Here is a 24,621-nt window from a genome sequence, read left to right on the forward strand (position 1 = left end):
TCTTACGGCCCCATCGCGAGTTCCGTTGGTGCATGGGAGAGCTAGGGACTGGGACGGTGGTTTTCAAACCGGGCGGTTTCGAATCATGCGCCGGGCATGGCACGGGGCCAGGGCGCGTTCCGGCGACGGGAACGATGTTCCCGGAAAACCAAGAAAAAAGGCCCGATCGCGAACGACCGGGCCCTGGAAGTTTTGGGAGAGGATGCCTGAAAGGCAGTTTCTGTATGACCCTGATCCCGGTTTTGTGCAAGTGCGAAATGACTATTTACGGTTGCAAACTATGCAATTGAATATGCGTTCAGGTTTATCGCATTGAAAATAATGTGAAATCTTCTGTAACATCGCCCCGGCGAAAATCACGAGCCGGCCGATTGCCGAAATGCGCAATCATCGCGGCGCAGCCTTGCTGCGTTGCGACAAATGCCAGTGGCCTCAACGGTTTGGGATAAGGCCCGCGCGGCGCGGAGGCCGATCGGCGCGGACCCGTCCCGGCGGGCGGCATTTTGCCGGTCCGGGATGGGTCCGCGCGTCGAATCAGTGTGCCAGCAGCAGTGCCGGCCCGCCCTTTTCGGCGGTGAAATAGGCGGTGACGCCGCCGAACAGGAATTCGCGCACGCGGCTCTTGCCGTAAGCGCCCATCACCAACAGGTCGGCATCGTGCCTGGTGACGGCGACGGCCAAGGTTTCCTCGGTCGATCCGCGCCGTTGCAGCTCTTCCAGCTCGGCATGGATGCCGTGGCGCGAGAGATAGCGCAACGCCTCGGTCGCCGGGAAGCCGCCGGCCTTTTCCGCCACGGTCAGCAGCCGCACCGCACTGGCGCTGGCCAGCAACGGCACCGCGCTGCGCAGTGCCAGGGCGGATTCGTCGCCGCCGTCCCAGCCGATGCAGACACTGCGCGGCGGAACCGCAAGCGGCTTGCCGTCGGTCAGCGCCAGCACCGGGGTGCGGGTGGACAGCGCCAGTTCGCCGGCGATCCCGCTCGACCGCGAGATCACGACCAGATCGGCCAGCCGCGCCGCGCGGGCCAGCGCCTCGACCGGCTCGGCCTCGCTGCGAATCACGTCGAACGGCACGTCGTCGCGCGCCAGCCGCGCTTCGACTTCGGCGGCGCGCGCGTCATCCTCGGCGCAGGCCTGCTCCAGCGCCTCGGACACGACATAGCTGCCGCCCATCGGGTCCATGGCGATATAGCGCGAGATCGGCGTGTCGATCAGCACGGTGACATGCCCGCCGACGCTCCGTGCCAGTGCCAGCGCGGTATCGATCCGCGTGTCCAGTTCCGGGTGGTTGTCGGCATTGACCAGTATCGAGCGCATCTTCAGCCTCCTCTTCAGCGTTGGGGGGTACCGTATTCTCTTCGGGCGGGCCTGCCATGATCGCGATCAATTCGCAAATGAGTAACCCAACTGGACCACAAGGCCTGCCTTGGGCTATCGCTCCGCCTGTCGTTGCAGTGCAATGGGAACCGAGCCTGCCCCGGCAACCCGAACGAAGGACCCGTCAATGAACAAATTATATCCCGATGCCGCCGCGGCGCTCGACGGCCTGCTGCGGGACGGCCTGCTGATCGCGGCCGGTGGCTTCGGCCTGTGCGGCATTCCCGAGCGCCTGCTTGACGCGGTGCGCGACAGCGGGGTCAAGAACCTGACTTTCGCCTCGAACAACGCCGGCATCGATAACGAGGGCATCGGCAAGCTGCTGCGCACGCGGCAGGTCAAAAAGATGATCTCCTCCTATGTCGGCGAGAACAAGGAGTTCGAGCGGCAATACCTTTCGGGCGAGCTGGAAGTGGAATTCTGCCCGCAAGGCACGCTGGCGGAGCGGATGCGCGCGGGTGGTGCGGGCATTCCCGGCTTCTACACCCGCACCGGCGTGGGCACGCAAGTGGCCGAGGGCAAGGAAGTGAAAGTCTTCGATGGCGAGGAATTCATCCTCGAACGCGGCATCTTCGCCGATCTCTCGCTGGTCAAGGCGTGGAAGGCGGACGAGACGGGCAATGTCGTGTTCCGCAAGACCGCGCGCAATTTCAACGTGCCGGCCGCCACTTGCGGCAAGGTCTGCGTGGTGGAAGTGGAGGAGATCGTCCCCACCGGCAGCCTGGATGCCGATTGCATCCACTTGCCGGGCGTTTTCGTCCAGCGCCTGATCGTGGGCGCGCCTTACGACAAGAAGATCGAATTCGTCACGACCCGCGAAAGGGAGGCCGCCTGATGCCCTGGACACGCGATGAAATGGCCGCCCGCGCCGCGCGCGAGCTGCGCGACGGGTTCTATGTCAATCTGGGTATCGGCATCCCCACGCTGGTGGCGAACCACGTGCCCGAGGGCATGACCGTGACGCTCCAGTCGGAAAACGGAATGCTGGGCATCGGCCCGTTCCCCTATCCCGACGAAGTCGATCCCGACCTGATCAACGCGGGCAAGCAGACCGTCAGCGAATTGCCGCATTCGGCCTATTTCGACAGCGCGACCAGCTTTGCCATGATCCGGGGCGGACATATCGATCTTGCCGTGCTGGGCGCGATGGAAGTGGCCGAGAATGGCGACATCGCCAACTGGATGATCCCCGGCAAGATGATCAAGGGCATGGGCGGGGCGATGGACCTGGTCGCCGGCGTGAAGAAGATCATCGTGGTGATGGAGCATACCAGCAAGAACGGCGATCCCAAGTTCATCCCGGTCTGCACCTTGCCGCTCACCGGCAGGAACGTGGTCGACATGATCGTCACCGACCTCGCCGTGTTCCAGCGGCCGGACCATTCCTCTCCGTTCCGGCTGGTCGAACTGGCGCCGGGCGTCACCGCCGAGGAAGTGGCCGCCAAGACCACGGGGCATTACCAGAGCTGAGACCGGCGCCATGCGCGTTCTGCTGACCGGCTCGTCGGGCTGGCTCGGCCGGCACCTCGCGCCGCTGCTCGCGGCCGAGGGGCACGGCGTGACCGGGCTGGACGTGGCGCCGGGCGTGGCCACCACGATCATGGGTTCGGTGGCGGACCGCGATCTGGTGTTCGCTACGGTGCGGCGCCACGGGATCGAGGCGATCGTGCACGCCGGCGCGCTGCACAAGCCCGATATCGCGCGCTATCCCCGGCAGGCTTTTATCGACACCAACGTCACCGGCACGCTCAACCTGCTGGAAGCGGCGGCCGGGGCCGGGCATCGCCGCTTCGTCTTCACTTCCACCACCTCGCTGATGGTCCGCGCCGATGTGCGCCAAGGCGCGGGCACGGCGGGCGCGTGGTGGATGGACGAGGGTTTCGGCCCGCTCGCCCCGCGCAACATCTATGGCGTCAGCAAGCTTGCGGCCGAGCACTTGTGCCGCGTGGTCGCGGGCGATAGCTGCATGGCCGTGGCGATCCTGCGCACCGGCCGGTTCTTTCCCGAGGATGACGATACCCTGGCGGTCCCGTCCGGGCCCAACCTGAAAGCCAACGAATTCCTCAACCGGCGCCTCACCGCGACCGATGCGGCGCGCGCGCATCTGGCCGCGCTGGCGCGGATCGAAGGGTGCGAGACGTTCGTGATCTCCGCCCCGCCGCCGTTCGCGCGCGAGGAGGCGTGCCAACTGGCCACGGATGCGCGCGCCGTCATCGCCCGGCATTTTCCCGATGCGGCCGCGCTTTACCAGAGCCGGGGCTGGGTGCTGCCCGAAACGATCGAGCGGGTCTACGATCCGGCCAAGGCCGAGCGCCTGCTCGGCTGGCGAGCGCACACCGATTTCGCGGCGGTGCTGGCCGCCTTGCGCGAGAACGCGGAACTGCCCTTTGCGCACGATCCCGACTGGATCTCGCCCGTCACGCTTGGCGCGCCCTGATCCGCCTCCCATCCGCCGGGCCGGCACGCCCGGCCTTGCGGGGGGCATCGGCGCGCCGCATAAGCAGCGGCGAAGTTAGCCCATGGGAGAAGTCACAATGAGCACCGATATCGCCGCGATTCCGCTCACCCGCATCGACGGCAGCACCGATAGCCTCGCCAATCACGCGGGCAAGGTGCTGCTGGTGGTGAACGTCGCCTCGAAATGCGGCCTGACGCCGCAGTACGAAGGGCTGGAAAAGCTTTACCGCGACTACCAGGACAAGGGCTTCGAAGTGCTGGGCTTTCCGGCCAACGACTTCGGCGCGCAGGAGCCGGGCACGCACGAGGAGATCGTCGAGTTCTGCTCGGTCAACTACGGCGTCTCCTTCCCGCTTTTCGCCAAGGCCGATGTGACGGGCGAGGCCAAGCAGCCGCTCTATGCCGCGCTGACCGGGGCGGTGCCGACCAAGCAGGGCGATGTCGAAGGCATGAAGGAACGCTTCCGCGGCTATGGCATGACGCCCAACGACGATCCCGAAGTGCTGTGGAACTTCGAGAAGTTCCTCATCGCCCGCGATGGCACGGTCGCGGCGCGCTTCGCCCCCGCCATGGAACCGGGCGCGCCCGAGCTGATCGGCGCGATCGAGGCCGAGCTGGCGAAATAGGCCAGTCCGGCCTTTGAAGCCCCACCTCAGAAGCCGCGATGGCGCGCCAGTTGGGCCGGGATGGTCAGGCCGGCGCCCATCGCGCCCAGCGTGAAGATCACGCGCAGCAGCGCGGTCAGCGATGTCGCGATGGTCAGGCTCGCTTCCTCGGGCGGCAGCGAAGTGAGCGACAGGAAGCCGAGCAGCGCGTTGATGAAGAAGGCGCCCGGCACCATGGCGATGCAGCCGGCGATCGACAGCGCGTTGGGCGCCTGCCCGCGCTGCGGCCCGCCCAGATAGACCGCGCAGGCCGTGGTCAGCGCGGCCACGAACGTGGCGGCCTCCAGGCTCCAGCCCGCGTTCTGGCCCATGGTCCGCACGCTCAGCGCCACCGCGCCCAGCAGCGCGCAGCGCACCAGGTTGCCCGGCCCGATGTTGAACAGCACGCCGAAGCCCACCGCCGCGATCGCGCCGAACAGGGCCTGATGCGCCACGTGGGGCGCGGCCGCGATCAGCCCGGCGATCACGACAGGCTCCGTATCAGCGTCTCGGCGAACCAGATGCCGCAGGCGGTGAACACCATCAGCATGGCCACGCCCACCGCGCGGGCGCTGCCCACCGTGGGAAAGCCGTCCATGATATCGGTCTGCGCGTTGGTTGCCGGCACGCCGGGGACCAGCAGCAGGGTCGAGGCGACAGTCGCCAGCGTGACCGTGGACGAGCCGACCGCCAGCGCGCCCAACCCGCCCAGCGTCGCCGAAAGGAACGCGACGATCGCGGCCATGACATAGACGTTGATGCCGCGATGCAGGAGCTGGTGGCGGGCATATTGCCCGATCGTGCCGCCGGCGAGCACCGGCGCGATCGCCAGCCAGTCCATGCCGAGCAACTGGCCAAAGGCGGCGCAGGCCGCGCCGGTGCCCACGGCCACCAGCCAGGGCGAATAGCGCGGGGTCTGCTCCACCAGCTTGTCCAGCCGGGCGCGCACGCTGGCATGATCGCCGCCCTGCTCGGCGACTTCGAGCGCGAGCTGGCGCACCGCGCGATCAAGCCGGTGGTTGACGACATGCCGGCCCACCGGGCGCATCCGCGTGACGCGGTGGCCGCCGCCCGAAACCGTGAAGGTGAGCGAGGCATAGCCGGTGCGCAGCCCGATCGGGCGGGCGCCCAGCCCGCGCGCGACCAGCGTGGCGCCTTCCTCGATCACTTTCACGCTGGCGCCGCTTTCCATCAGCACCCGGCCGAAGGCGATGGCGGTGTCGGTGATCTTCTCAAGATCGTGATAGAGGTCTTCGGAGGCGCCGGGAAAGGGCGTGACGACGGCAACCGGCCCGGCGGCGCCCGCCGGATCGTCCTGTTCGCTTCCCCTGATCGATTCCCCTGACATTCGGCCGCGAATCTATCCCGGGGGGCCGGCGTATCAAGCCTTTTCGCAACCGCCGCAACCGGCAGCCGGGCAGCGCTCCCGTGCGCCGTGCCGGCGCAGCCTCAGGCCAGCGCGGCCTTGAGCGCTTCGGTCAGGTCGGTGCGTTCCCACGGGAAGAAGTCGCCATCAGCATCGCGACCAAAATGGCCGTAAGCCGCCGTCGGCTGGTAGATCGGCTTGTTGAGGCCGAGGCCGACGCGGATGCCGCGCGGCGTCAGCCCGCCCAGCCGCTCTTTCGCCACCGCCGCGATCGCCGCTTCCAGCCGCTCGTCATCGGCCGTGCCGGTGCCGTGGGTATCGACATAGAGCGACAGCGGCTCGGACACGCCGATCGCATAGGAAACCTGGATGGTGCAGCGCTTGGCCAGCCCGGCCGCGACCACGTTCTTGGCCAGATAGCGCGTGACATAGGCGGCCGAGCGATCGACCTTGGTCGGGTCCTTGCCCGAGAACGCGCCGCCGCCGTGCGGGCTGGCGCCGCCATAGGTATCGACGATGATCTTGCGGCCGGTCAGCCCCGCGTCGCCATCCGGCCCGCCGATCTCGAACTTGCCGGTGGGATTGATGTGATAGACGGTCTCGTCCGAAAGCAGTTCGGCCGGCAGGATATCGGCCACGACCTGCTTCACATAGGCCTTGAGCCGCGCGTCCTGCTCACCCTCGTGATAGCCGGGGCTGTGCTGGGTGGAGACGACGATGGCGGTGGCGGCGACCGGCTTGCCGTTCTGGAAGCGCAGCGTGACCTGGCTCTTGGCATCGGGTTCGAGGAACGGCGCGGCGCCGGACTTGCGGTCGGCAGCCATGCGGTGAAGGATGCGGTGGCTGTAATAGAGCGTCGCCGGCATCAGGTCGGGCGTCTCGTCGCAGGCATAGCCGAACATGATGCCCTGGTCGCCCGCGCCCTCGTCCTTGTTGCCGCTCGAATCGACGCCCTGGGCGATGTCGGCGCTTTGCGGGTGCAGGTGGTTCTCGAACGTCAGGTTCTGCCAGTGGAAGCCCTTCTGCTCATAGCCGATGCGCCGCACCGTCTCGCGCACGACGTGCTGGATCTCTTCCTGTGCGCCGTCTTCCCAGTTGCCCTCGGTGTCGATCATGCCCTTGCCGCGCACTTCGCCGGCCAGCACCACGAGCTGCGTCGTCGTCAGGGTCTCGCAAGCGACGCGGGCTTCGGGGTCTTTCGACAGGAACAGATCGACGATCGCATCGGAAATCTGGTCGGAAACCTTGTCGGGGTGGCCTTCCGAGACGCTTTCGGAGGTGAAGACGTAGTCGCTGCGCATTGCTCACCGTGATATAAAGAATTCTTTATGTCCGATGATCTCTATTCCCTCGAACGGCGCAAGGCAACCACAGAAACGCCCAGCAGGAGAATGGCATAGGCCAGCGGCAGCGCGTTGCCGAACCGGGCGAACGGCGTGGGTTCGTGCGCGGGGGGAATCGCGCCGTCCAGCCGCCCGGCGGTGTGGCGGCGGATATGGCCGCGCACGATCCCGTCCGCGTCGATCACCGCGCTGATCCCGGTGGTGGTGGAACGCAGCACCGGCAGCCCTTCCTCGATCGCGCGCAACCGCGCCTGCGCGAGATGCTGGGGCGGGCCCCAACTGCCGAACCAGCCATCATTGGACGGGTTGAAGATATAGTCCGGCCGGTCGGCGCGATCGACCACTTCGCCGGAAAAGACGATCTCATAGCAGATCTGCACGCCCGCCTTGCCCCAGTCGCCGAAATCGAAGCTGCGCGGGCCCGGCCCCGGCCAGAAGTCCAGCGTGCCGGCCACCAGCCGCGTCGCGCCCAGCGGTTCGAGCAGCCAGCGCAGCGCGAGATATTCACCGAACGGCACCAGATGGGCCTTGGAATAGCCGGCCAGGATGTGGCCGCCGCCGTCGATCGCCGTCACCGAATTGCGCGCGGCGACTTCATCGCCATCCTCTATCACCAGATCGACCGCGCCGGTCAGCAGCAGGCCATAAGGGCCGATGACCGTGCCGATCCGGTCGCGCGCCAGATCGGGATCGGCGGCATAGGTCATCTGCCGGTAGAGCCAGGGCGGATAGCCGTCGCGCAGATAGTCGGCGAGGCCGGATTCGGGCCAGAACACCACGCGCCGCTCGCCGCGCGATCGCGGCAGGGTGAGGCGCGCCATCTTGAGGAAATGGGCTTCGAACAGGCGCGGATCGCCCAGCGTCTCCTGCCGCAAGTCGGGCTGGATCAGGGTGTAGTGGATCGCGCCTTCCTCGCGCGCGAGATAAGCCGCCGGGGCGATCATCACCGTGCCGAGCGCGACGCTGAGCGCCGCCAACCCGGCGGCCCAGCCGATCCGCGGCCCGCCCGCCGCGCGCGCGGCCCGGCACAGCAGCAGGCGCACCAGCGCGGCGATACCCACCAGCAGGCCGGACAGCCCGTATGTGCCGATCCAGGGCGTGAGCAGGGCCAGCCCTTGCGTCTCGTACTGCCCCAGCAGCGCGACGCCGAGCGGGTTCCAGGCAAAGCCGGTGAACACCCAGGCGCGCATCCATTCGGTGATGATCCAGCAGGCCGGCAAGACGAGGCCGACGAAGCGCAGGCGCTCCGGCGGCGGTGGCGGCCCGTCCGGGGCGGAATCGCGCTGCGCGCTCAGGCGTCGCACGAACAGCCAGCTTGCCAGTATCGCCAGCGCGGGGAAGATCGCCAGGTAAAGCGAAAGCAGTACCACCGCGATCGCGCCCAGCCAGGTCGGCATCTGCGCCTGATAGGTAAAGGCGGTCGCGATCCAGTTGTCGCCGACCGTGAAGTGGCCCAGCCCGAAGCACCAGCCGATCAGGAAAGCACCGCGCGCGCTGCGCGCCCGCGCCAGCAGTTCGATCAGCCAGGCGAGCGCGACGATCGTCAGCGGCCAGAGCGACAGGGGTTGGAACCCGCAGGCGGCCAGCGCCCCTGCGAACAGCGCGCCCGTGCGCTCAAAGCGCAGGCAGGCTGAAAGCGCGTCTCGGATCGAATCCATGCGCGCCGCCATGGAACGGGCCCGGCCGCGAGGCAAGCGCGCTTGCGCCGCCTGCGCGACCAGTGGCTCAGTTCACGGCTTCGAGCGCCTCGCCCGCGTCGTCGGACGGAGGGGCCGTGCGGCGGGTGCGGCGGCGCGGCTTGGCGGGCTTTTCCTCACCTTCGTCCTTGGTGGCGGCCTTTTCGCCTTGCGCCGAGATCGACGGCGGCAAAGTGGCGGGATCGAGGCCGGCAGTCACGTTCGGGCGTTCGCCGGTATCGGCCTGCTGGTCTTCGGTCCGGTTTTCCCCGGTATTCTGGGCCTCGGCGTTCTGGGCCGGGCGACGCGGCTTGCGCGGCTTGGCGGTGCCACGCGCGGCGCGGCTGTCGCGCACGAAGGGATTTTCCGTCGGCTCGTAGACCGAACGCTCGCCCTCGCCGGCGGGCACGCCATCGTTGCCGGCCGCGCGTTCGTCGGATGCCTCGATGCGGTCGCCCTCGCCACGGCTGTCACCCCGGCTGTTTTCGCCACGGCTATTCTCGCTGCGGCCATTTTCGCCGCGCCCGTTTTCGCTGCGGCCATTTTCGCTGCGATTGCCTTCGCCCCGGCTGCTTTCGCCATAGGGGCCATTGTCCCGGCTGGCGGCCGGGCCACCACGGTCGGCGGAACGCTCCATCTCGTCGTCGTCGTTGCCGTAATCGTCGCCATAGTCCGACATGCGATCATCACGGCGCGGCGGGCGCGTTTCGTCCAGGCGCTGGCGCTGATCGGCCATCACGCGAAAGTAATGGTCGGCGAACTGGAGGTAATATTCCTCTGTTACCCGATCACCGTTAAGATGCGCGTCATGGGCCAGCTTGCGGTACTTTTCGAGCAACTGGGGCGCGTTGCCGCGGGCCCTGCTGTCGATCCGGTTGGTTTGCTGGTTGCCTTGCTGGCGATTGTTACCGCGGCCACGCCTGCGGTTGTTGTTACCACGATTATTGTTCAAGGATAAAGTTCCTCAAAAGCCCCTGGCATCCACCCGTCGTCCGGGCCGGTATGCTGCCTGTCGCGCCATCACGGATCGCATCGCGAGAGCCGTGATCCCTTCACTTGCCTTGGTGAGGCTCTCCTGCCACGACCGGATGCAAATGCTGGAGTTGAACCGTGCATGGGAAGCTTTCGTCCATCGGCCGGTTCGGACTGCTACTTAGGCTCTGTGCTGGCCAATTCCAAGCGAAAACTTACTTAATCACCGATAATTCGATAGCGCGCGGCCGGCCGGCAAGATCTCGATGAAGAATGGCCGCCAGCCCCGTTTCCCCGGCGATCGCGCTGACCGCCCCGGCCTGCCGAAAGCCGATCTCGACCAGCGCGATGCCTTGCGGGGCCAGCAGGGCGGGCAATTGGGGAACCAGCGCGCGATAGGCATCCAGCCCTTCCGGCCCGGCGAACAGCGCGCCATGCGGTTCATGATCGCGCACCGAGGCGTCCAGTACGGCCTCGTCCTCGACATAAGGCGGATTGGCCAGGATGAGGTCGAAACGGCCGAGATCGGCGTGCCAGCCCGCCACGTCCCAATCGCGTTCCAGCCAGCGCGCGCGATCGGCCAGGCCGGTGCGCGCCGCGTTGCCTTTCGCCACCGCCAGCGCGGCCGGCGAACGGTCGATGCCCAGGCCTTGCGCCTGCGGGAAGATCGCCAGCGCGGCCAGCAGCAGCGCGCCCGAGCCCGTGCCGCAATCGAGCACGCGGGCGGGCGGGCGAGCGGCCAGCGCCTGGCGCGCGGCCTCGATCAGAGTTTCGGAATCGCCGCGCGGGATCAGGACATCGGGCGTCACCGCCAGGTCCAGGCCGTGGAACGACGCGGTGCCCAGGATATAGGCCACCGGCTCGTGCGCCAGCCGGCGGCGCAGCAGCGCTTCGAACGCATCGGGCGCGGGATCGCCCATGTGCCGCAGCAGCAGGTCCGAACGGTCGACGCCCAGCGCGAAGGCCATCAGCAGCTCGGCATCGAGCCGCGCGGCCGCGCCTTCCGGCGCCTCGCCCAGCGCCACGGTCGCCGCGCGCAACCGCGCGGCGACCGTCGCCACGCTCATGTATCCATCGCCGCCAGCCGCTTGGCCTCGTCCTCGGCGATCAGCGCGTCGATCAGCTCGCCAAGGCCGGGCCCTTCCAGGATTTCCGGCAGGCGGTGCAGCGTCAGGTTGATGCGGTGGTCGGTCACGCGCCCTTGCGGGAAGTTGTAGGTGCGGATGCGTTCGGAACGGTCGCCCGATCCCACCATCGCCTTGCGCGCCTCGGCCTCGACGCCGTGGGCTTCCTCGCGCATCTTCTCATAGAGGCGGGCGCGCAGCACCTGCATCGCCTTGGCCTTGTTCTTGTGCTGGCTGCGCTCGTCCTGCTGGATGACGACGATGCCTGAGGGCAAGTGGGTGATGCGCACGGCCGAATCGGTGGTGTTGACGTGCTGCCCGCCCGCGCCGGACGCGCGGTAGATGTCGATCTTGAGATCCTTGTCCTCGATCTGCACATCGACTTCGCTCGGCTCGGGCAGCACCGCCACCGTCGCCGCCGACGTGTGGATGCGCCCGCCGCTTTCGGTCACGGGCACGCGCTGCACCCGGTGGACGCCGCTTTCGAACTTCAGCTTGGCGAAAACGCCCTGGCCGGTGATGTTGGCCACCACTTCCTTGAAGCCGCCGATGTCGCTGGCGTTGGCCGAGATCATCTCGACCCGCCAGCCCTGCTCGGCGGCATAGCGCTCGTACATGCGATAGAGGTCGGCGGCGAACAGGGCGGCTTCGTCGCCGCCGGTGCCGGCGCGGATTTCGAGCATCGCCGGGCGCTGATCGGCGGAATCGCGCGGCAGCATCGACAAGGCGAGGCGATGCTCGGCCTCGGGCAGCTCGGCCTTGATCCGCGCGATCTCCTCCTCGGCGAGCGCGCGCATGTCGGGATCGGGATCGTCGAGCCGCGACAGGCTGGCCAGCTCGCCGCGCATGGTCACGACTTCGGAGGCGACTCGCGCCACGGGTTCCAGCTCGGCATAGTCGCGGCTGGCGGACACGAATTCGTCGCCTTCGAGCGTGCCCGAGGCGAGCCGCGCTTCCAGCTCGGCGAAGCGGTTGGCGATCTGGGCAAGGCGGGCGTCGGAGACGGACATCAGCGTCTCGCGCTCCCGCCCGGGCCGTCATGCCGTGTTTGGTGTGGTACCCATCGCGCGATCGCGGCCGACGGTCCGGCCGGCGAAATGGACCCTGAAACAAGTTCAGGGTGACGGAGCGTGGAAGCGTCGGGAGTTTTCATGACCGGAGCGACTGGATCACGCTTTCGACCGCGATATAAGCTTGGGTGCGTTCCGCCGCGCGCATGTTGGCGACCGGCGCCCCGTCGCGCATGGTGAACGAGACGAGCACCCCGGCGCCGGCTTTCACCGCCTTGTCGAAGCGCTTGCGCGGCGATCCGGTGGCGATCATTTCCGCATCGATCCCGCCACGGCGCAAGGCGGCGATCGCCTTTTGCGCATAGGCCAGCGCCTCGTCGTGCTCGACCGCGAGGATCGCGGTGAGCGCATCCTCGGCGATTCCCCCGGCATCCGCCACCAGCATCGCCAGCCGCTCGATCCCCGCCGCCCAGCCGACCGCCGGAGTGTGCGGGCCGCCCAGCGCTTCGAGCAGGCCGTCATAGCGGCCGCCGCCCAGCACGGTGCCTTGCGCGCCCAGCCGGTCGGTGACGAATTCGAACGCGGTGTGGCGATAGTAATCGAGCCCGCGCACCAGCGAAGGCGCGCGCGTCCAGGCGACGCCCGCCGCGTCGAGGCCGCCCGTGACCTTGCCGAAGAAGCCGCGCGCCTCGTCGGACAGGAAATCGTCGATCCGCGGCGCATCGGCGGTGAAGGGCTTGTCGCGCGGGTCCTTGGAATCGAGGATGCGCAAGGGGTTGCGCTCCAGCCGGTCCTGCGAATCTTCCGACAGGATGGCGCGGTGATCGCGGAAGTATGCGACCAGCGCGGCGCGCCACGCTTCGCGGCTGGGGGCATCGCCCAGCGTGTTCAGTTGCAGCGTCACCCCGTCCGCGATGCCCAGTTCCTTGAGCAACTGGTCGGCCATGACCAGCAGTTCGACATCGGCCTGCGGCTCGGCGGCGCCCAGGATTTCGGCGTCGAGCTGGTGAAACTGGCGATAGCGGCCCTTCTGCGGCCGCTCGTAGCGGAACAGCGGCCCGTGCGTCGCCACTTTCAGCGGGGCGTACTGCTGCCAGCCGTTGGTCAGATAGGCGCGCGCGATGCCGGCGGTGAATTCGGGGCGCAGCGTCAGCGATTCGCCGCCGCGATCGTCGAACGAATACATCTCCTTGGAGACGACGTCAGTGGTTTCGCCCAGCGAGCGCGAGAACACGGTGGTCTTCTCGAAGACCGGCATCTCGACCCGGCGGAAGCGGTAGAGCTTGCGCACCCGCTCGAAGGTTTCGACGACATGCGCGAAAGCCTCGGCATCGGCGCCGAAGATGTCCTGAGTGCCCCTGATGGCCTGCGGTGTTTCCATGGGTTGCGCGCTTAGCCGCATTGGCGCGCCGGGAAAAGTCCGGCCTGTCGCAAGAGCGTCGTCCCGGCGTGGTACGTAAGGCGCACGGTTGCGGGATCGGCGCGCCGGCGCCATGAGGGCCGGCATGAGATCCGCCCTCGCCGCTGCCGGCATCTGCGCCGCCGTTTGCCTTGCCGTATCCGCCGCCCCCGCTTTGAGCCAGGGCGAACCACCCGCCGCCGCGGCGCCATCGCCGCCCGTGCCCGATGCGGTGGACAGCCCCTGGCCCGGCGGCGCGATCCGGCTGGACATCGATGCCAGCGACACGCGGCGCGGCCTCTTCCGCGTGGTCGAGACGATCCCGGTGGCGCCCGGCACGCGCGATCTGACGCTGCTTTTCCCGCAATGGCTGCCGGGCAACCACGCGCCGCGCGGGCCGCTGGCCGAGCTGGTCGACTTGCGGTTCTTCGCCGATGGCAAGCCGATCGCGTGGAAGCGCGATCCGGTGGACGTCTATGCTTTCCGGCTCGATCTGCCCGCCGGCACGCGCGAAGTCACGGCCCGGTTCATCCACACCTCGCCGCTGCAAAGGGACGAAGGGCGCATCACCATGACGCAGGAAATGCTCAACCTGCAATGGGAGAAGATGAGCCTCTATCCCGCCGGGCACTACGTCAGCCGCATCCGCGTGCGGCCGAGCGTGACCTTGCCGGCGGACTGGACGCCGGCCGCCGCGCTCGACGGCATGACGCGCAGCGGCAGCCGGTTCGCCTGGGACGAGACCGATTACGAGACGCTGGTCGACTCGCCGATCTTCGCCGGGGCCTATTTCCGCAGCTGGGACCTGGGCCATGCGGTGCGGCTGAGCGCGGTGGCCGACGCGCCCGAACTGCTGACGCTGCGCCCCGCCGACCTCGCCAAGCTGACCGCCATGGTGGACGAGACGCTGCTGGTGTTCGGCAAGCCGGCGTTCGACCATTACGAGTTCCTCGTGGCGCTGAGCAACCGGATCGGTGGCATCGGGCTGGAACACCTGCGATCCAGCGAGGACCAGCTCGAACCGCGCAATTTCGCGGCGTGGGACAGCTTCGACTGGGACCGCAACGTGCTGCCGCACGAATTCGCGCATAGCTGGAACGGCAAGTATCGCCGCCCCGACCAACTGTGGACGCCCGATTACCGCACGCCGATGCGCGACAACCTGCTGTGGGTCTATGAAGGGCAGACGCAGTTCTGGGGGCTGGTGCTGGCGGCGCGATCGGGCGTGCAGGGCAAGGACGTGGTGCTGGGCGCGATGGCCCGCGCGGCCGGATCGCTGGCCGAGGCGCCGGGGCGCGGCTGGCGCTCGGTCGAGGACACCACTTTCGATCCGGTCTTCGCCGGGCGCAAGCCCAAGCCTTATGCCTCGCTCTCGCGCGGCGAGGACTATTACTGGGAAGGCGCGCTGGTCTGGCTGGAGGCCGACCAGGTGATTCGCGAAGGGACCGGCGGGCGCAAGGGGCTTGACGATTTCGCGGCGGGCTTCTTCTCCCATGCCGAGGGGACGGGCCGCGTCTCACGCTACGGCTTCGGTGATGTCGTGGCGGCGCTCGATGCGGTCTATCCCTATGACTGGGCGGCCTTTCTCCAGAGCCGGATCGATCAGGCCGGGCTGCCCGCGCCGCTCGCGGGGATCGAGAAGGCGGGCTATCGGCTGGTCTGGCGCGAGGAGCCCAATGCCTTCGACAAGGCGCGGATGGACGATTCGCGCCGGCTGGAACTGTGGCATTCGCTGGGCATGGAGATCGAGCAGGACGGCACCGTCGCCGATGTGCGCTGGGATGGCCCGGCGTTTCGCGCCGGGATCGTTTCGGGCGCGCGGATCGTCGCGGTCGATTCCCTGGCTTACGATGCCGAGACGATGCGGCGGATGATCACCGATGCGAAGAGCCGCAAGGCGCCGCTGGAACTGCTGGTCCGGCGCGGCGATCGCTTCCTGCCCGTGCCGATCGATTATCACGGCGGCTTGCGCTGGCCCTGGCTGCAACGCGCCGCGCCCGGCCCCGAAGCGCCGCTGGACCGGCTGCTGGCGCCGCGCCGGGGTTAGGGGGCGGGTCAGGGGCTGGAAAGTGGGGCTGGCCGGCCGCACCGGAAACGCGCTGAACGCCTGTTCCGCCAGATCCTTAACGCCTTTTCACGCCAATCCGGTGTTGCGGCGCACCATGCGCGGCGCTAAGCGGCGCGCGGTCGCACATCGCCCGACGCCGACCTCCCGTTGTCCCCTAAACCAAAGGCTGACCATGCGCATCGATATGATTCCCACCGGCGACAACCCGCCCGAAAGCCTCAATGTCGTCATCGAGGTTCCGCTGGGTGGCGAGCCCGTGAAGTATGAGTTCGACAAGGCTTCGGGCGCGCTCTTCATCGACCGGATCCTGCACACGCCAATGCGCTATCCCGCCAATTACGGCTTCGTGCCGCACACGCTTTCGCCCGATGGCGATCCGCTGGACGCGCTGGTCGTCGCCCGCTCGCCCTTCGTGCCCGGCTGCGTGGTGCGCGCCCGGCCGATCGCGGTGCTGAACCTGGAAGACGAGCATGGCGGCGACGAGAAGCTGCTTTGCGTGCCCGACGACAAGACGTTCCCGTACTATTCGGACGTGAGCGAGAAGGAAGACCTGCCGGACATCGTGTTCCAGCAGATCGAGCACTTCTTCACCCACTACAAGGATCTGGAAACCGAAAAGTGGGTCCGCGTCGGCACCTGGGGCGATTCGGCCGCCGCGCGCGCCATCACGCTGGAAGCCATCGAGCGGGCCAAGGCGCACAAGACCGCCTGAGCTTCGCCTTCCTCGCGGCACCAGTCCGCGCCCGGCCTCCCGCAGCCATGCTGTCGGGAAGCCGGGTGGATCGCCGGCGCCTCGCGATCAGTCGCCGGCGATGGTCAGGCCGTCGATGCGGAATGTCGGCACGTTGATCGGCCGGAACCATTCCAGGTCGTTCGCCGGCGTCAGCGCGGCGAACATCTTCAGCAGGTTGCTGGCGATGGTGAATTCGGCCACGGGCCCGGCGATCTCGCCATCGATGATGCGAAAGCCCGAGGCGCCCCGGCTGTAGTCGCCGGTGACACCGTTCACCCCCTGGCCGAACAGCTCGGTGATATAGACACCCTCGGCGATGTCGGCCATCAGCTCGGCCGGCGAAAGCGCGCCCGGCGCCAGGTGCAGGTTGCCCACCGCGACGCCCGGCGCTCCGCCGCCCCCGCGCGAGGCATGGCCGGTCGGAGTCAGGCCGAGCTGGCGGGCAGAGGCGCTTTCCAGCAGCCAGCCGGTGATGCGCCCGCCCGAAACCAGATCGCGCGCCGCGGTCGCCAGCCCCTCGCCATCGAAGGGGCGCGAGCGCAGGCCGCGCGGGCGGTGCGGGTCTTCGGCGATGACGATCGCGGGATCGAACAGCTGCGCCTCGCCATGATCGAGCAGGAAGCTGGACCGGCGGGCAATCGCGCTGCCGGCCATGGCGTTGATCAGATGGCTGATGATCGTGCCGCCGATGCGCGGATCGAACACCACGGGCATCGTCCCGCTTTTCAGCCGGCCCGGATCGAGGCGCGCGACGACGCGCCGGCCGGCCAGATCGCCGATCGTTTCCGGGCTGGGCAGATCCGCGCCGTGGCGCGCCTGCCGCCAGGCATGGTCGCGCTGCTTGCCGGCGCCTTCGCCGCCAAGCACGGTGGCGCTGAGGCTGCGGCTGGTCGAGCGATAGGCGCCGGCAAAGCCGTGGCTGGTGACGAGCGCGAAGCTGGACAGGCCCGCGCTCGCCCCCGCGCCTTCGGAATTGGTCACGCCGGGCACGGCGCGCGCGGCATCCTCGGCCGCCTCGGCATCGGCGCGCAGCGATTGCGGGCTGGGCTCGGCCGGATCGTCAAGATCGAGTTCGGGGAATGGCGGGTGCGTCAGCAGCTCGGCCGGGGCCAGCCCGGCGAAGGCATCGTCGGGCGCGGCGCGCGCCATGGCGACGGCGCGACCGGCCAGCTCGTCGAGCGCGGCCGATGCGAGGTCGGACGAGCCGATCGAGGCCGAACCCCGCCCGACGAAGACGCGCAGCAGCATGTGCTCGCCTTCCGAACGCTCGACATCCTCAAGCTTGCCGAGCCGCACCTGCACGCTTTCCGAGGCATTGGCGATGTAGACGGCGTCGGCGGCCTCGGCCCCGGCGCGGCGCGCGCGGGCGATGAGATCCTCGGCGCGGTCCTTGGCGGCTTCGGGGCTCAGCATTGCGGATCGTCTCTCCTTGGCGCGTGGGGTGGCGCGGGCCGGGCAGCCCTAGGGGGCAAACGCGAAGCTGTCACGCGCCGGATGCCTTGCCCCACCCTCAGCTCTTCAGCTTCCAGCCCGAACGCAGCACCGCGTACGTCACGCCCGCCAGCGCCACGTTGAGCAGGCCCAGCCCGATCGCGCTGTGCAGCACCGCCATGTTGGTATCGCCGATGTCGCTCTGCCCCAGGAAGCCGAAGCGGAAGCCGGAGATGACGTAGAAGAAGGGATTGAGGCGGCTGATCGTCTGGAACGCCGGGGCCAGGTTGTCGATCACATAAAACGTGCCCGAAAGCAGCGAGAGCGGCGCGATGACGAAATTGGTGATCGCCGCGTTGTGATCGAACTTCTCCGCCCAGATCGAGGAGAGCAGCCCCAGCAATGACAGAAAGATCGAGCCCATCAGCCCGAACCACGCGACGGCCCAGGGATGCGCCACCGCCAGGCTGACGCCCGGCCACAGCAGCATCGCCGCGACGAGCGCGAGACCGACCAGGATGGCGCGAGTCACCGCCGCGGCGATCATCGCCAGCATCAGCTCGCCCTCGGTCAGCGGGGGCATCAGGAAATCGATGATCGTCCCCTGGATCTTGCCCGAGAGGAATGAGAAGCTGGCATTGGCGAAAGCGTTCTGCATCATGCCCATGACGATGAGACCGGGCGCGACGAAGGTGGCGAAGTTGACGCCGAGCACTTCGCGCCCGCCGCGCCCCAACGCGACGGTGAAGATCACCAGGAACAGCAGGGTGGTGATCGCGGGGGCCCAGATCGTCTGGGTCTGAACCTTGAAGAACCGGCGCACCTCCTTCATATACAGGGTTTTGAGCCCCACCCAGTTCACCTGGTGGATCACGGGCTCTCCCTTGGCCGGAAACCTGCGGAGGTGAGGGGCGGCACTGGAGGCGAGCGTCGCGCTCGAATTCGGTTGATCGGCCATGGTGCGCCGACTATCGGCTGCCCGCTTCGGAGGCAAGCTTCCAGCGGGTCTTGTGTTGAAGGATTGGATTGCGAATGAGCTGGACTGACGAGCGGATCGAGAAGCTGACCAAGATGTGGGAAGGCGGCGCGACCGCCAGCCAGATCGCGGACGAGCTTGGCGGCGTCAGCCGCAACGCGGTGATCGGCAAGGCGCATCGCTTGGGCCTGAAGGCGCGCCCCTCGCCAGTGAAAGCGAACGAGAAGCCCGCCGTGCGGCCCGCCGCTGCCGCCGCCGCGCCGACGCCGAAGAAGCCCAAGCCCGTGGTCGAGGCGCGCCCGGCCGCGCCCGATCCCGAGCCGGAAGAGCCGCGGATCGAGGAGGAGGAATCGTTCGACGATCCCACCCCGGTCCGCGCCGCGCCTTCGGCCGAGCCCGTGCCGCCGCCCGCCGCGCCGCCGGTCGATCAGCCGCGCATCGTCTCGGTCGGCCCCGGCGGCTTCCTGCGCCAGGGCCCCGGTGATCAGCAGCAGCCGATCCCGCCCGCGCCGCCGCGCCGGCTGGTGCCGGCCAAGCCCAGCCCCGAAGTGGCTGGCAAGACCAGCCTGCTTGACCTTAACGATCGCATCTGCCGCTGGCCGATGGGCCATCCGGGCGAGCCGGACTTCCATTTCTGCGGCGAGAAGGTGAACCCCGGCTTCCCCTATTGCGTCGAGCATTGCGGCCGCGCCTATCAGGCGCAGCTGCCGCGCGGCGCGCGCCGGCCCCCTCCGCCGCTGCCGTTCGGCGGCCCGCGCGTGCGCTGAAGCCAGGCAAGCCGGATATGGCGCGAAGCGGGTGACTTGGGCCATGGTCGCGCCATGACCAGCCGATTCGCCCTTTTCGCCGCGCCGCTGCTTATGATCCTGACCGGGGCCGCCCCGGCGCCCGCACCCGCGCCTGCCCCGGCGGCCGACGCCTATGTCGCGGTGCGCACCAGCATGGGCACGATCACGCTCGATCTCGATGCCGCGCACGCGCCGCTGACGACGGCGAATTTCCTGCGCTATGTCGATCAGAGGCGGCTCGACAACACCGCTTTCTACCGTTCGATGCACCTTGACTGGGGCGATCAGCCCAATGGGCTGGTGCAAGGCGGGATCGGCGCCAATCCGGCGCTGGCGCTCAAGCCCGTGGCGCATGAGCCGACCAGCCAGACCGGCGTGCTGCACAAGGCCGGCGCGATCTCGATGGCGCGCTATGCGCCGGGCACGGCGACGGCGGATTTCTCGATCCTGCTGTCCGACATGCCCGGGCTCGATGCCAATCCCGATTCGCCCGATCCCGAGGCGAAAGCCGGCTTCGCCGCGTTCGGCCACGTCGTCTCGGGCATGGACGTGGTCCGCGCGATCTGGGACGCGCCGCGATCGCCCACCAAGGGCGAAGGCGTGATGAAAGGCCAGATGATCGAGGCGCCGGTCAAGATCCTCTCGGTGCGCCGGGTGCCCGCGCCCGTCGCCACACCCGCGCCCGAACCCTCGGCCACTCCTTCGCCCGCCGCCACGTCGCGCTAGGCTGGCCGCCCATGCTCCACCCGCCGACCGCCTGGTGGGCGCACTATGTCTTCGATCTAGCCGCCTGGGTCAGCGCCACGCTGGCCGCGCGCTGGCAATACCGGCGCTGGCCGGACGAGGCGCGCACGCTGGCCGGGATCGCCGGGCCTTCCTATTTCGTCAGCCTGGCGCTTGGCGCGGTGGCGGGGGCCTGGCTGCTGGGATCGGCCAATTCGCTGCGGGCGATCGTCGCGGCGCCGTCGCACAGCATCGCTGGCGCGCTGGCGGGCGGAATCGCGGCGGTGGAAGTATGGAAATGGCGCCACGGCGTGCGCCGATCCACCGGAGTCGCCTTCGCGCTGCCGCTGGCGGTGGGGATCGCGGTGGGGCGGCTGGGCTGCTTCTTTTCGGGCCTTGCCGATTTCACGTATGGCGCGCCCGCCGCTGTCCCCTGGGCCGTCGATCTGGGCGACGGGACGGGCCGGCACCCGGTGCAGCTTTACGAGAGCCTGGCGATGGCGCTGTTCGCCCTGGTGCTGATCCGCGCGCGGCTGGCGGGCGCGAGGTGGGCGCACGAACACGCTTTCCATGCTTTCGTGCTTGTATATGCTGCGCAGCGTTTCGCGTGGGAGTTCGTGAAGCCTTACCCGCCGGTGGCGGGGCCGCTGAACCTCTTCCACCTGCTCATGCTGGGGCTGGCTGCATATGGAATCATCTGGTGGCGGCGCGGTTCTGGAAAGCGCGCGCCTGGCGGCTGAAGCGCCCGCGCGCAAGGCCGCGCCCTATATCTTCCATGGCCAGACGACATCCCTGTGCGAAACCTGCCTTGAGCCGGTCGCCGCCAAGATCATCATCGAGGACGGCAAGGTCTTCTACCTCAAGCGCTGCCTTGACCATGGCGTGCAGAAAACCCTGATTTCCGACGATCTCGATTACTGGCGCCAGCAGAAGCTGTGGATCAAGCCGGGCGACCGCCCCTTGCGGGCGCAGACCCGCACCGAGGCGGGCTGTCCGTTCGATTGCGGCCTGTGCCCCGATCATGAGCAGCATTCGTGCCTGGCGATTGTCGAGGTCAACCAGGCGTGCAACCTTGCCTGTCCGGTCTGCTTCGCCAGTGCCGCCGACATCCACGGCAGCCATCGCCCGCTGGCCGAGATCGAGGCGATGCTCGATGCGCTGGTCGCCAGCGAGGGTGAGCCCGATCTGGTGCAGCTTTCGGGCGGCGAGCCCACCATTCATCCCGAATTCTTCGCCATTCTCGACGCGGTGAAGGCGCGGCCGATCCGCCATGTCATGATCAACACCAACGGCGTGCGCATCGCGCAGGACCGCGCTTTCGTCGAACGCCTGGCAAGCTATGCGCCCAGGCTGGAAGTCTATCTCCAGTTCGACAGCCTGGATGACGATGCGCTGATGGATCTGCGCGGCGCGCGGCTTTCGCGCATCCGCCGGCAAGCGCTGGAGGAACTGGAGCGGGTGGGGCTTTCCACCACGCTGGTCGCCGTGATCAAGCGCGGCGTGAACGATCGCGAGGTTGCCGCGATCGTCCGCCATGCGCTGGAATGGGCCTGCGTGCGCGGCGTCACCTTCCAGCCGGTGCAGGACGCGGGGCGCAACGAAGGCTTCGATGGCGATGCCAATCGCGTCGTGCTGACCGAGATTCGCCGCGAAGTGGCCAGGGCCGGCGTCTTCACGCTGGAAGACATGATTCCCCTGCCCTGCAACCCGGACCAGATCTGCATCGGCTATGGCCTGCGCCAGGGCCGCGCGGTGACGCCGATCACGTCGCTGCTGCCGCGCGAGATGGTGCTGCAAGGGCCCAACACGATCAGCTATGAAGCGCATCCGCAATTGCGCGGCGCGATCCTGGACCTGCTCTCGCTTGCCACCACCCAGTGCAACACCGGGGAAAAGCTGGCCGGCGTGCTGTGCTGCCTGCCGCAGGCGATGGTGCCGGCCGAACTGACTTATGCCAATTCGTTCCGCGTGGTGATCCTGCAATTCCTCGATCGCTACAATTTCGATCTCGCCACGGTGAAGCGAAGCTGCGTCCACTTCGTCACGGGCGATGGCCAGATCATTCCCTTCGATACCTACAACACCTTTTACCGCGAAGACGCCGAGGGGGCCGGCGTGGTCGCGCGCCATCGCGCGCTGGCGGCGGGGCGCCGGGCATGAGGATCGGCCACCGCTTCATCCCCTGGCGCCGCCCCTTGCTCCGTCCCTTGCTCCGCCCCTTGCTCCGCAATGATCGGGAGGCTTGCTGATGCGCAGTTTCTTCGGCGCGGCCCTGCTGGGCTGCGGGTTGCTGATCGCCGCGCTGTCGGGGCTGTGCACCCTGCTGATCGCGGGCGGATCGCTGATCGACCGGAGCACGGCCGATGCGCGCGAGTTCTTCAGCCTCCTGCCGGCGGTGCTGCTGATCGGCGGGGTGCCCTTCCTGATCGGGCTCGGCATGTTCTTCCTGGGCCGCAGCCTGATCCGCAGCGCCGACAAGGCGGCGGTGAAAGAGCCCGAGGCCGATGTGTTCGACTGAACCGGCGCGGCGTTAAGCACGATGCGCGCTGTCTGGCGCCGATCGCCGCGCCGCGCGGCGCGGCGATCGGCACGGTCGTTCCACGCAGCGGATTCCCCTATCTTCACGGGGAATTGCAGGGGCCTGGCTTAACCCGCGGGACGCCGCGCGATCGGCGGAAACGCGCGCCTGCGAGCGATTGTCGAGAAAAAAGGGCGAGGGTGGCCTTAATTCTTTGGCTCGCCGACCGTTAACCATGGGCATGACAGCTTACGACACCAGTTTGCCCCGTGGGGGAGGTATCCTGCGTTGGCTCGGCCTGGGGAGCGGCTTTGAAGCGCCCCCGGCCCAGAGCCTGTCCATGGTCGAGGATGCGCCCGCGCCGCCGCCGCCCGAAGACTTGCGCGAGCGCCGCCGCCGGCAGTTGCTCAGCGACATTTCCAGCTTCCTGCTGACGCACCGGCTGGAATTGAGCGGCTATACCCTCACCATCGCGCATGACGTGATGACCGGCTGCAACCCGAAGCTGGCCTGGCTGATCGAGCGGCGCGTGGAGGCGCGGATGCCGATCACGCTGGAATGGCTGGAGGAAGCCGCGCGCAACAGCGGCCGCAACGATGGCGCCGCGGCGCTGACCACGATGATGGGCCAGCTCGAAACGACCATCGCCGAATTCGCTCAGACCGCCACGGCCGCGCGCACCGCGACCAGCGAATACAGCACCGCGCTGGAAGCGCATGTCGGCGATCTGCGCCAGGTCACCGAAGCGGGCGCGATGATCAACGAGCTGGCCGTGATCGCGCGCGACATGCTGTCGCGCACTCGCGAGATCGAGATCGAGCTGACGCGCAGCGAGGAAGAAACCCGCACGCTGCAAAAGTCGCTCGCCGAAGCGCGGCGCGAGGCCGAGATGGATCACCTTACCGGCCTGCCCAACCGCCGCGCCTTCGAATCGACCTACGAGGCCGAATTCGCCTCCACGCGGGAAAGCGGCGAGCCGCTTTGCGTCGCCTTCTGCGACATCGACCATTTCAAGCGGATCAACGACACGCATGGGCATGAGGCGGGCGACCGGGTGCTGCGCACCGTGGCCAAGGCGCTGGCCAAGATCTCGGGCGACAAGTGCCATGTGGCGCGCCACGGCGGCGAGGAATTCGTCGTGCTGCTGCGCGGGCGCGACGTGGAGGAGACCTGGAACGTGCTGGACGACGCGCGCGAGGCGATGGCCGCGCGCAAGCTGGTCAACCGCGCGACCGACATTCCCTTTGGCCGCATCACCTTCTCGGCCGGCATTGCCGATGTCCATGCCTATGACAACCCGCGCGAGGCGCTCAAGGCGGCCGACGATGCGCTCTATGCCGCCAAGAACGCCGGGCGCAACTGCGTGCTCAAGGCGCGCGACCTGCCGCCCGACGATATTTGAGCCGGCCCCGTCTCGCCGTGATTGCATCGCCCGCGCGGCGGCACTAGCCTGCCAGCAGACAAGCCAAAAAGGGGGGAGGCAATGGCGGTTTCGCTGCACGACGCGGTCGTGAAAGGCTATTTGCAGGGTCTGGAACGCGTCGGCCATCTGGTTGACAAGGCCGAAGCGCATTGCACCGAGCACGGCCTTGATGCCACCACGCTCACCGAGGCGCGGCTGGCTGAGGACATGTGGCCGTTCGCCAAGCAGGTGTTCGAATGCGGCCACCATTCGGCGCGCGCCATCGCGGGCGTGCGCGCCGGCGAATTCAATCCCGAGCTTGATCCCGTCCCGTCCGATTTCGCCGCGCTGCGTGGTGAGGTCGCGGAGGCGCTGCGCATCGTCTCGGCCGTCGCGCCTGACGAGCTGGACGCCATCGCGGGGCGTGAGATGCTGTTCCGTTTCCGCGATTTCCGGCAGGAATACACGGTCGCCGATTTCCTGCTGAGCTTTTCGCTGCCGAACTTCTATTTCCACGCGACCACGGCTTACGCGATCCTGCGCGCCCGGGGGCTTGCGCTGGGCAAGCGCGATTACCTGGGCAAGACGCGGACGGTGACGGCGCGGGTGTGATG

General features: G+C 68.1%; 24 protein-coding genes. 13 read left to right on the forward strand and 11 right to left on the reverse strand.

Annotated features, from left to right (window positions below; genetic code table 11):
* Positions 1-534 precede the first annotated feature (534 nt).
* Positions 535-1,317: a universal stress protein gene (locus PYV00_RS15120; protein ID WP_275229132.1), complete on the reverse strand. Its 783-nt coding sequence runs from the start codon at positions 1,315-1,317 to the stop codon at positions 535-537.
* Between the two features lie 187 nt (positions 1,318-1,504).
* Here PYV00_RS15120 and PYV00_RS15125 point away from each other — a divergent pair, with 187 nt between their 5' ends.
* The 4 genes from PYV00_RS15125 (at position 1,505) to PYV00_RS15140 (ending at position 4,460) form a co-directional block, all read left to right on the forward strand.
* Positions 1,505-2,212 carry a CoA transferase subunit A gene (locus PYV00_RS15125; protein WP_275229133.1) on the forward strand — a complete coding sequence of 236 codons (708 nt, stop codon included), beginning with the start codon at positions 1,505-1,507 and terminating at the stop codon, positions 2,210-2,212.
* On the forward strand, positions 2,212-2,847 hold the full coding sequence (locus tag PYV00_RS15130) for a CoA transferase subunit B (RefSeq protein WP_275229134.1): 636 nt from the start codon (positions 2,212-2,214) through the stop codon (positions 2,845-2,847). Before PYV00_RS15125 ends, PYV00_RS15130 begins: the two co-directional genes overlap by 1 nt.
* Positions 2,848-2,857: 10 nt before the next feature.
* Positions 2,858-3,814 carry an NAD-dependent epimerase/dehydratase family protein gene (locus tag PYV00_RS15135; protein WP_275229135.1) on the forward strand — a complete coding sequence of 319 codons (957 nt, stop codon included), beginning with the start codon at positions 2,858-2,860 and terminating at the stop codon, positions 3,812-3,814.
* Positions 3,815-3,911: 97 nt separating this feature from the next.
* Positions 3,912-4,460 (forward strand): glutathione peroxidase, encoded by a 549-nt coding sequence (locus PYV00_RS15140; protein ID WP_275229136.1) that lies wholly within the window; start codon positions 3,912-3,914, stop codon positions 4,458-4,460.
* Positions 4,461-4,486: 26 nt separating this feature from the next.
* Here the strand turns inward: PYV00_RS15140 and PYV00_RS15145 are convergent, their stop codons facing one another.
* The 8 genes from PYV00_RS15145 to hisS form a co-directional block, all read right to left on the reverse strand.
* Entirely contained in the window at positions 4,487-4,966 is a 480-nt protein-coding gene (locus PYV00_RS15145; protein WP_275229137.1) for a threonine/serine exporter family protein, read from the reverse strand.
* Positions 4,963-5,826, reverse strand: a complete 864-nt coding sequence (locus PYV00_RS15150; RefSeq protein WP_275229138.1) for a threonine/serine exporter family protein — start codon at positions 5,824-5,826, stop codon at positions 4,963-4,965. Before PYV00_RS15150 ends, PYV00_RS15145 begins: the two co-directional genes overlap by 4 nt.
* A 101-nt stretch (positions 5,827-5,927) precedes the next feature.
* The gene (gene metK, locus PYV00_RS15155; protein WP_275229139.1) at positions 5,928-7,145 is read right to left on the reverse strand and encodes a methionine adenosyltransferase; all 1,218 of its coding nucleotides are present in this window, start codon (positions 7,143-7,145) and stop codon (positions 5,928-5,930) included.
* A gap of 41 nt (positions 7,146-7,186) precedes the next feature.
* Positions 7,187-8,845: an apolipoprotein N-acyltransferase gene (gene lnt / locus PYV00_RS15160; RefSeq protein WP_275229140.1), complete on the reverse strand. Its 1,659-nt coding sequence runs from the start codon at positions 8,843-8,845 to the stop codon at positions 7,187-7,189.
* Between the two features lie 67 nt (positions 8,846-8,912).
* Positions 8,913-9,815, reverse strand: a complete 903-nt coding sequence (locus tag PYV00_RS15165) for a DUF4167 domain-containing protein (RefSeq protein ID WP_275229141.1) — start codon at positions 9,813-9,815, stop codon at positions 8,913-8,915.
* A 235-nt stretch (positions 9,816-10,050) separates the two neighbouring features.
* Positions 10,051-10,902 carry a peptide chain release factor N(5)-glutamine methyltransferase gene (gene prmC, locus PYV00_RS15170; protein ID WP_275229142.1) on the reverse strand — a complete coding sequence of 284 codons (852 nt, stop codon included), beginning with the start codon at positions 10,900-10,902 and terminating at the stop codon, positions 10,051-10,053.
* Complete coding sequence (prfA, locus tag PYV00_RS15175; protein WP_275229143.1) at positions 10,899-11,969, reverse strand: peptide chain release factor 1; 1,071 nt, start codon at positions 11,967-11,969, stop codon at positions 10,899-10,901. Before prfA ends, prmC begins: the two co-directional genes overlap by 4 nt.
* Positions 11,970-12,108: 139 nt before the next feature.
* Complete coding sequence (gene hisS, locus PYV00_RS15180; RefSeq protein WP_275229144.1) at positions 12,109-13,350, reverse strand: histidine--tRNA ligase; 1,242 nt, start codon at positions 13,348-13,350, stop codon at positions 12,109-12,111.
* Positions 13,351-13,474: 124 nt separating this feature from the next.
* On the opposite strand from hisS, the gene PYV00_RS15185 reads away from it, so the two are divergent.
* The gene (locus tag PYV00_RS15185; RefSeq protein WP_275229145.1) at positions 13,475-15,415 is read left to right on the forward strand and encodes a M61 family metallopeptidase; all 1,941 of its coding nucleotides are present in this window, start codon (positions 13,475-13,477) and stop codon (positions 15,413-15,415) included.
* Between the two features lie 193 nt (positions 15,416-15,608).
* Positions 15,609-16,148 carry an inorganic diphosphatase gene (ppa, locus tag PYV00_RS15190; RefSeq protein WP_275229146.1) on the forward strand — a complete coding sequence of 180 codons (540 nt, stop codon included), beginning with the start codon at positions 15,609-15,611 and terminating at the stop codon, positions 16,146-16,148.
* An 87-nt stretch (positions 16,149-16,235) separates the two neighbouring features.
* Here the strand turns inward: ppa and PYV00_RS15195 are convergent, their stop codons facing one another.
* Entirely contained in the window at positions 16,236-17,582 is a 1,347-nt protein-coding gene (locus PYV00_RS15195) for a TldD/PmbA family protein (RefSeq protein ID WP_275229147.1), read from the reverse strand.
* Between the two features lie 97 nt (positions 17,583-17,679).
* The gene (locus PYV00_RS15200) at positions 17,680-18,558 is read right to left on the reverse strand and encodes an ABC transporter permease (RefSeq protein ID WP_275229149.1); all 879 of its coding nucleotides are present in this window, start codon (positions 18,556-18,558) and stop codon (positions 17,680-17,682) included.
* Positions 18,559-18,632: 74 nt separating this feature from the next.
* On the opposite strand from PYV00_RS15200, the gene PYV00_RS15205 reads away from it, so the two are divergent.
* The 7 genes from PYV00_RS15205 to PYV00_RS15235 all read left to right on the forward strand — a co-directional run bounded on the left by PYV00_RS15205 (position 18,633) and on the right by PYV00_RS15235 (position 24,619).
* On the forward strand, positions 18,633-19,343 hold the full coding sequence (locus PYV00_RS15205; protein ID WP_275229150.1) for a GcrA family cell cycle regulator: 711 nt from the start codon (positions 18,633-18,635) through the stop codon (positions 19,341-19,343).
* Positions 19,344-19,397: 54 nt separating this feature from the next.
* Positions 19,398-20,090 carry a peptidylprolyl isomerase gene (locus PYV00_RS15210; RefSeq protein WP_275229151.1) on the forward strand — a complete coding sequence of 231 codons (693 nt, stop codon included), beginning with the start codon at positions 19,398-19,400 and terminating at the stop codon, positions 20,088-20,090.
* An 11-nt stretch (positions 20,091-20,101) separates the two neighbouring features.
* Complete coding sequence (locus PYV00_RS15215) at positions 20,102-20,827, forward strand: prolipoprotein diacylglyceryl transferase family protein (RefSeq protein WP_275229152.1); 726 nt, start codon at positions 20,102-20,104, stop codon at positions 20,825-20,827.
* On the forward strand, positions 20,775-22,247 hold the full coding sequence (locus tag PYV00_RS15220) for a radical SAM protein (RefSeq protein ID WP_275229153.1): 1,473 nt from the start codon (positions 20,775-20,777) through the stop codon (positions 22,245-22,247). The genes PYV00_RS15215 and PYV00_RS15220 overlap by 53 nt, the downstream gene beginning before the upstream one ends.
* A gap of 88 nt (positions 22,248-22,335) precedes the next feature.
* Entirely contained in the window at positions 22,336-22,605 is a 270-nt protein-coding gene (locus PYV00_RS15225) for a hypothetical protein (RefSeq protein WP_275229154.1), read from the forward strand.
* Between the two features lie 340 nt (positions 22,606-22,945).
* Positions 22,946-24,007, forward strand: a complete 1,062-nt coding sequence (locus PYV00_RS15230; RefSeq protein WP_275229156.1) for a GGDEF domain-containing protein — start codon at positions 22,946-22,948, stop codon at positions 24,005-24,007.
* Positions 24,008-24,088: 81 nt separating this feature from the next.
* Positions 24,089-24,619, forward strand: coding sequence for a DUF1993 domain-containing protein (locus PYV00_RS15235; protein WP_275229157.1), 531 nt, complete (start codon positions 24,089-24,091; stop codon positions 24,617-24,619).
* Positions 24,620-24,621: the final 2 nt, after the last annotated feature.

The organism is Novosphingobium album (ex Liu et al. 2023), from assembly GCF_029076845.1.
Lineage (GTDB): Bacteria > Pseudomonadota > Alphaproteobacteria > Sphingomonadales > Sphingomonadaceae > Novosphingobium.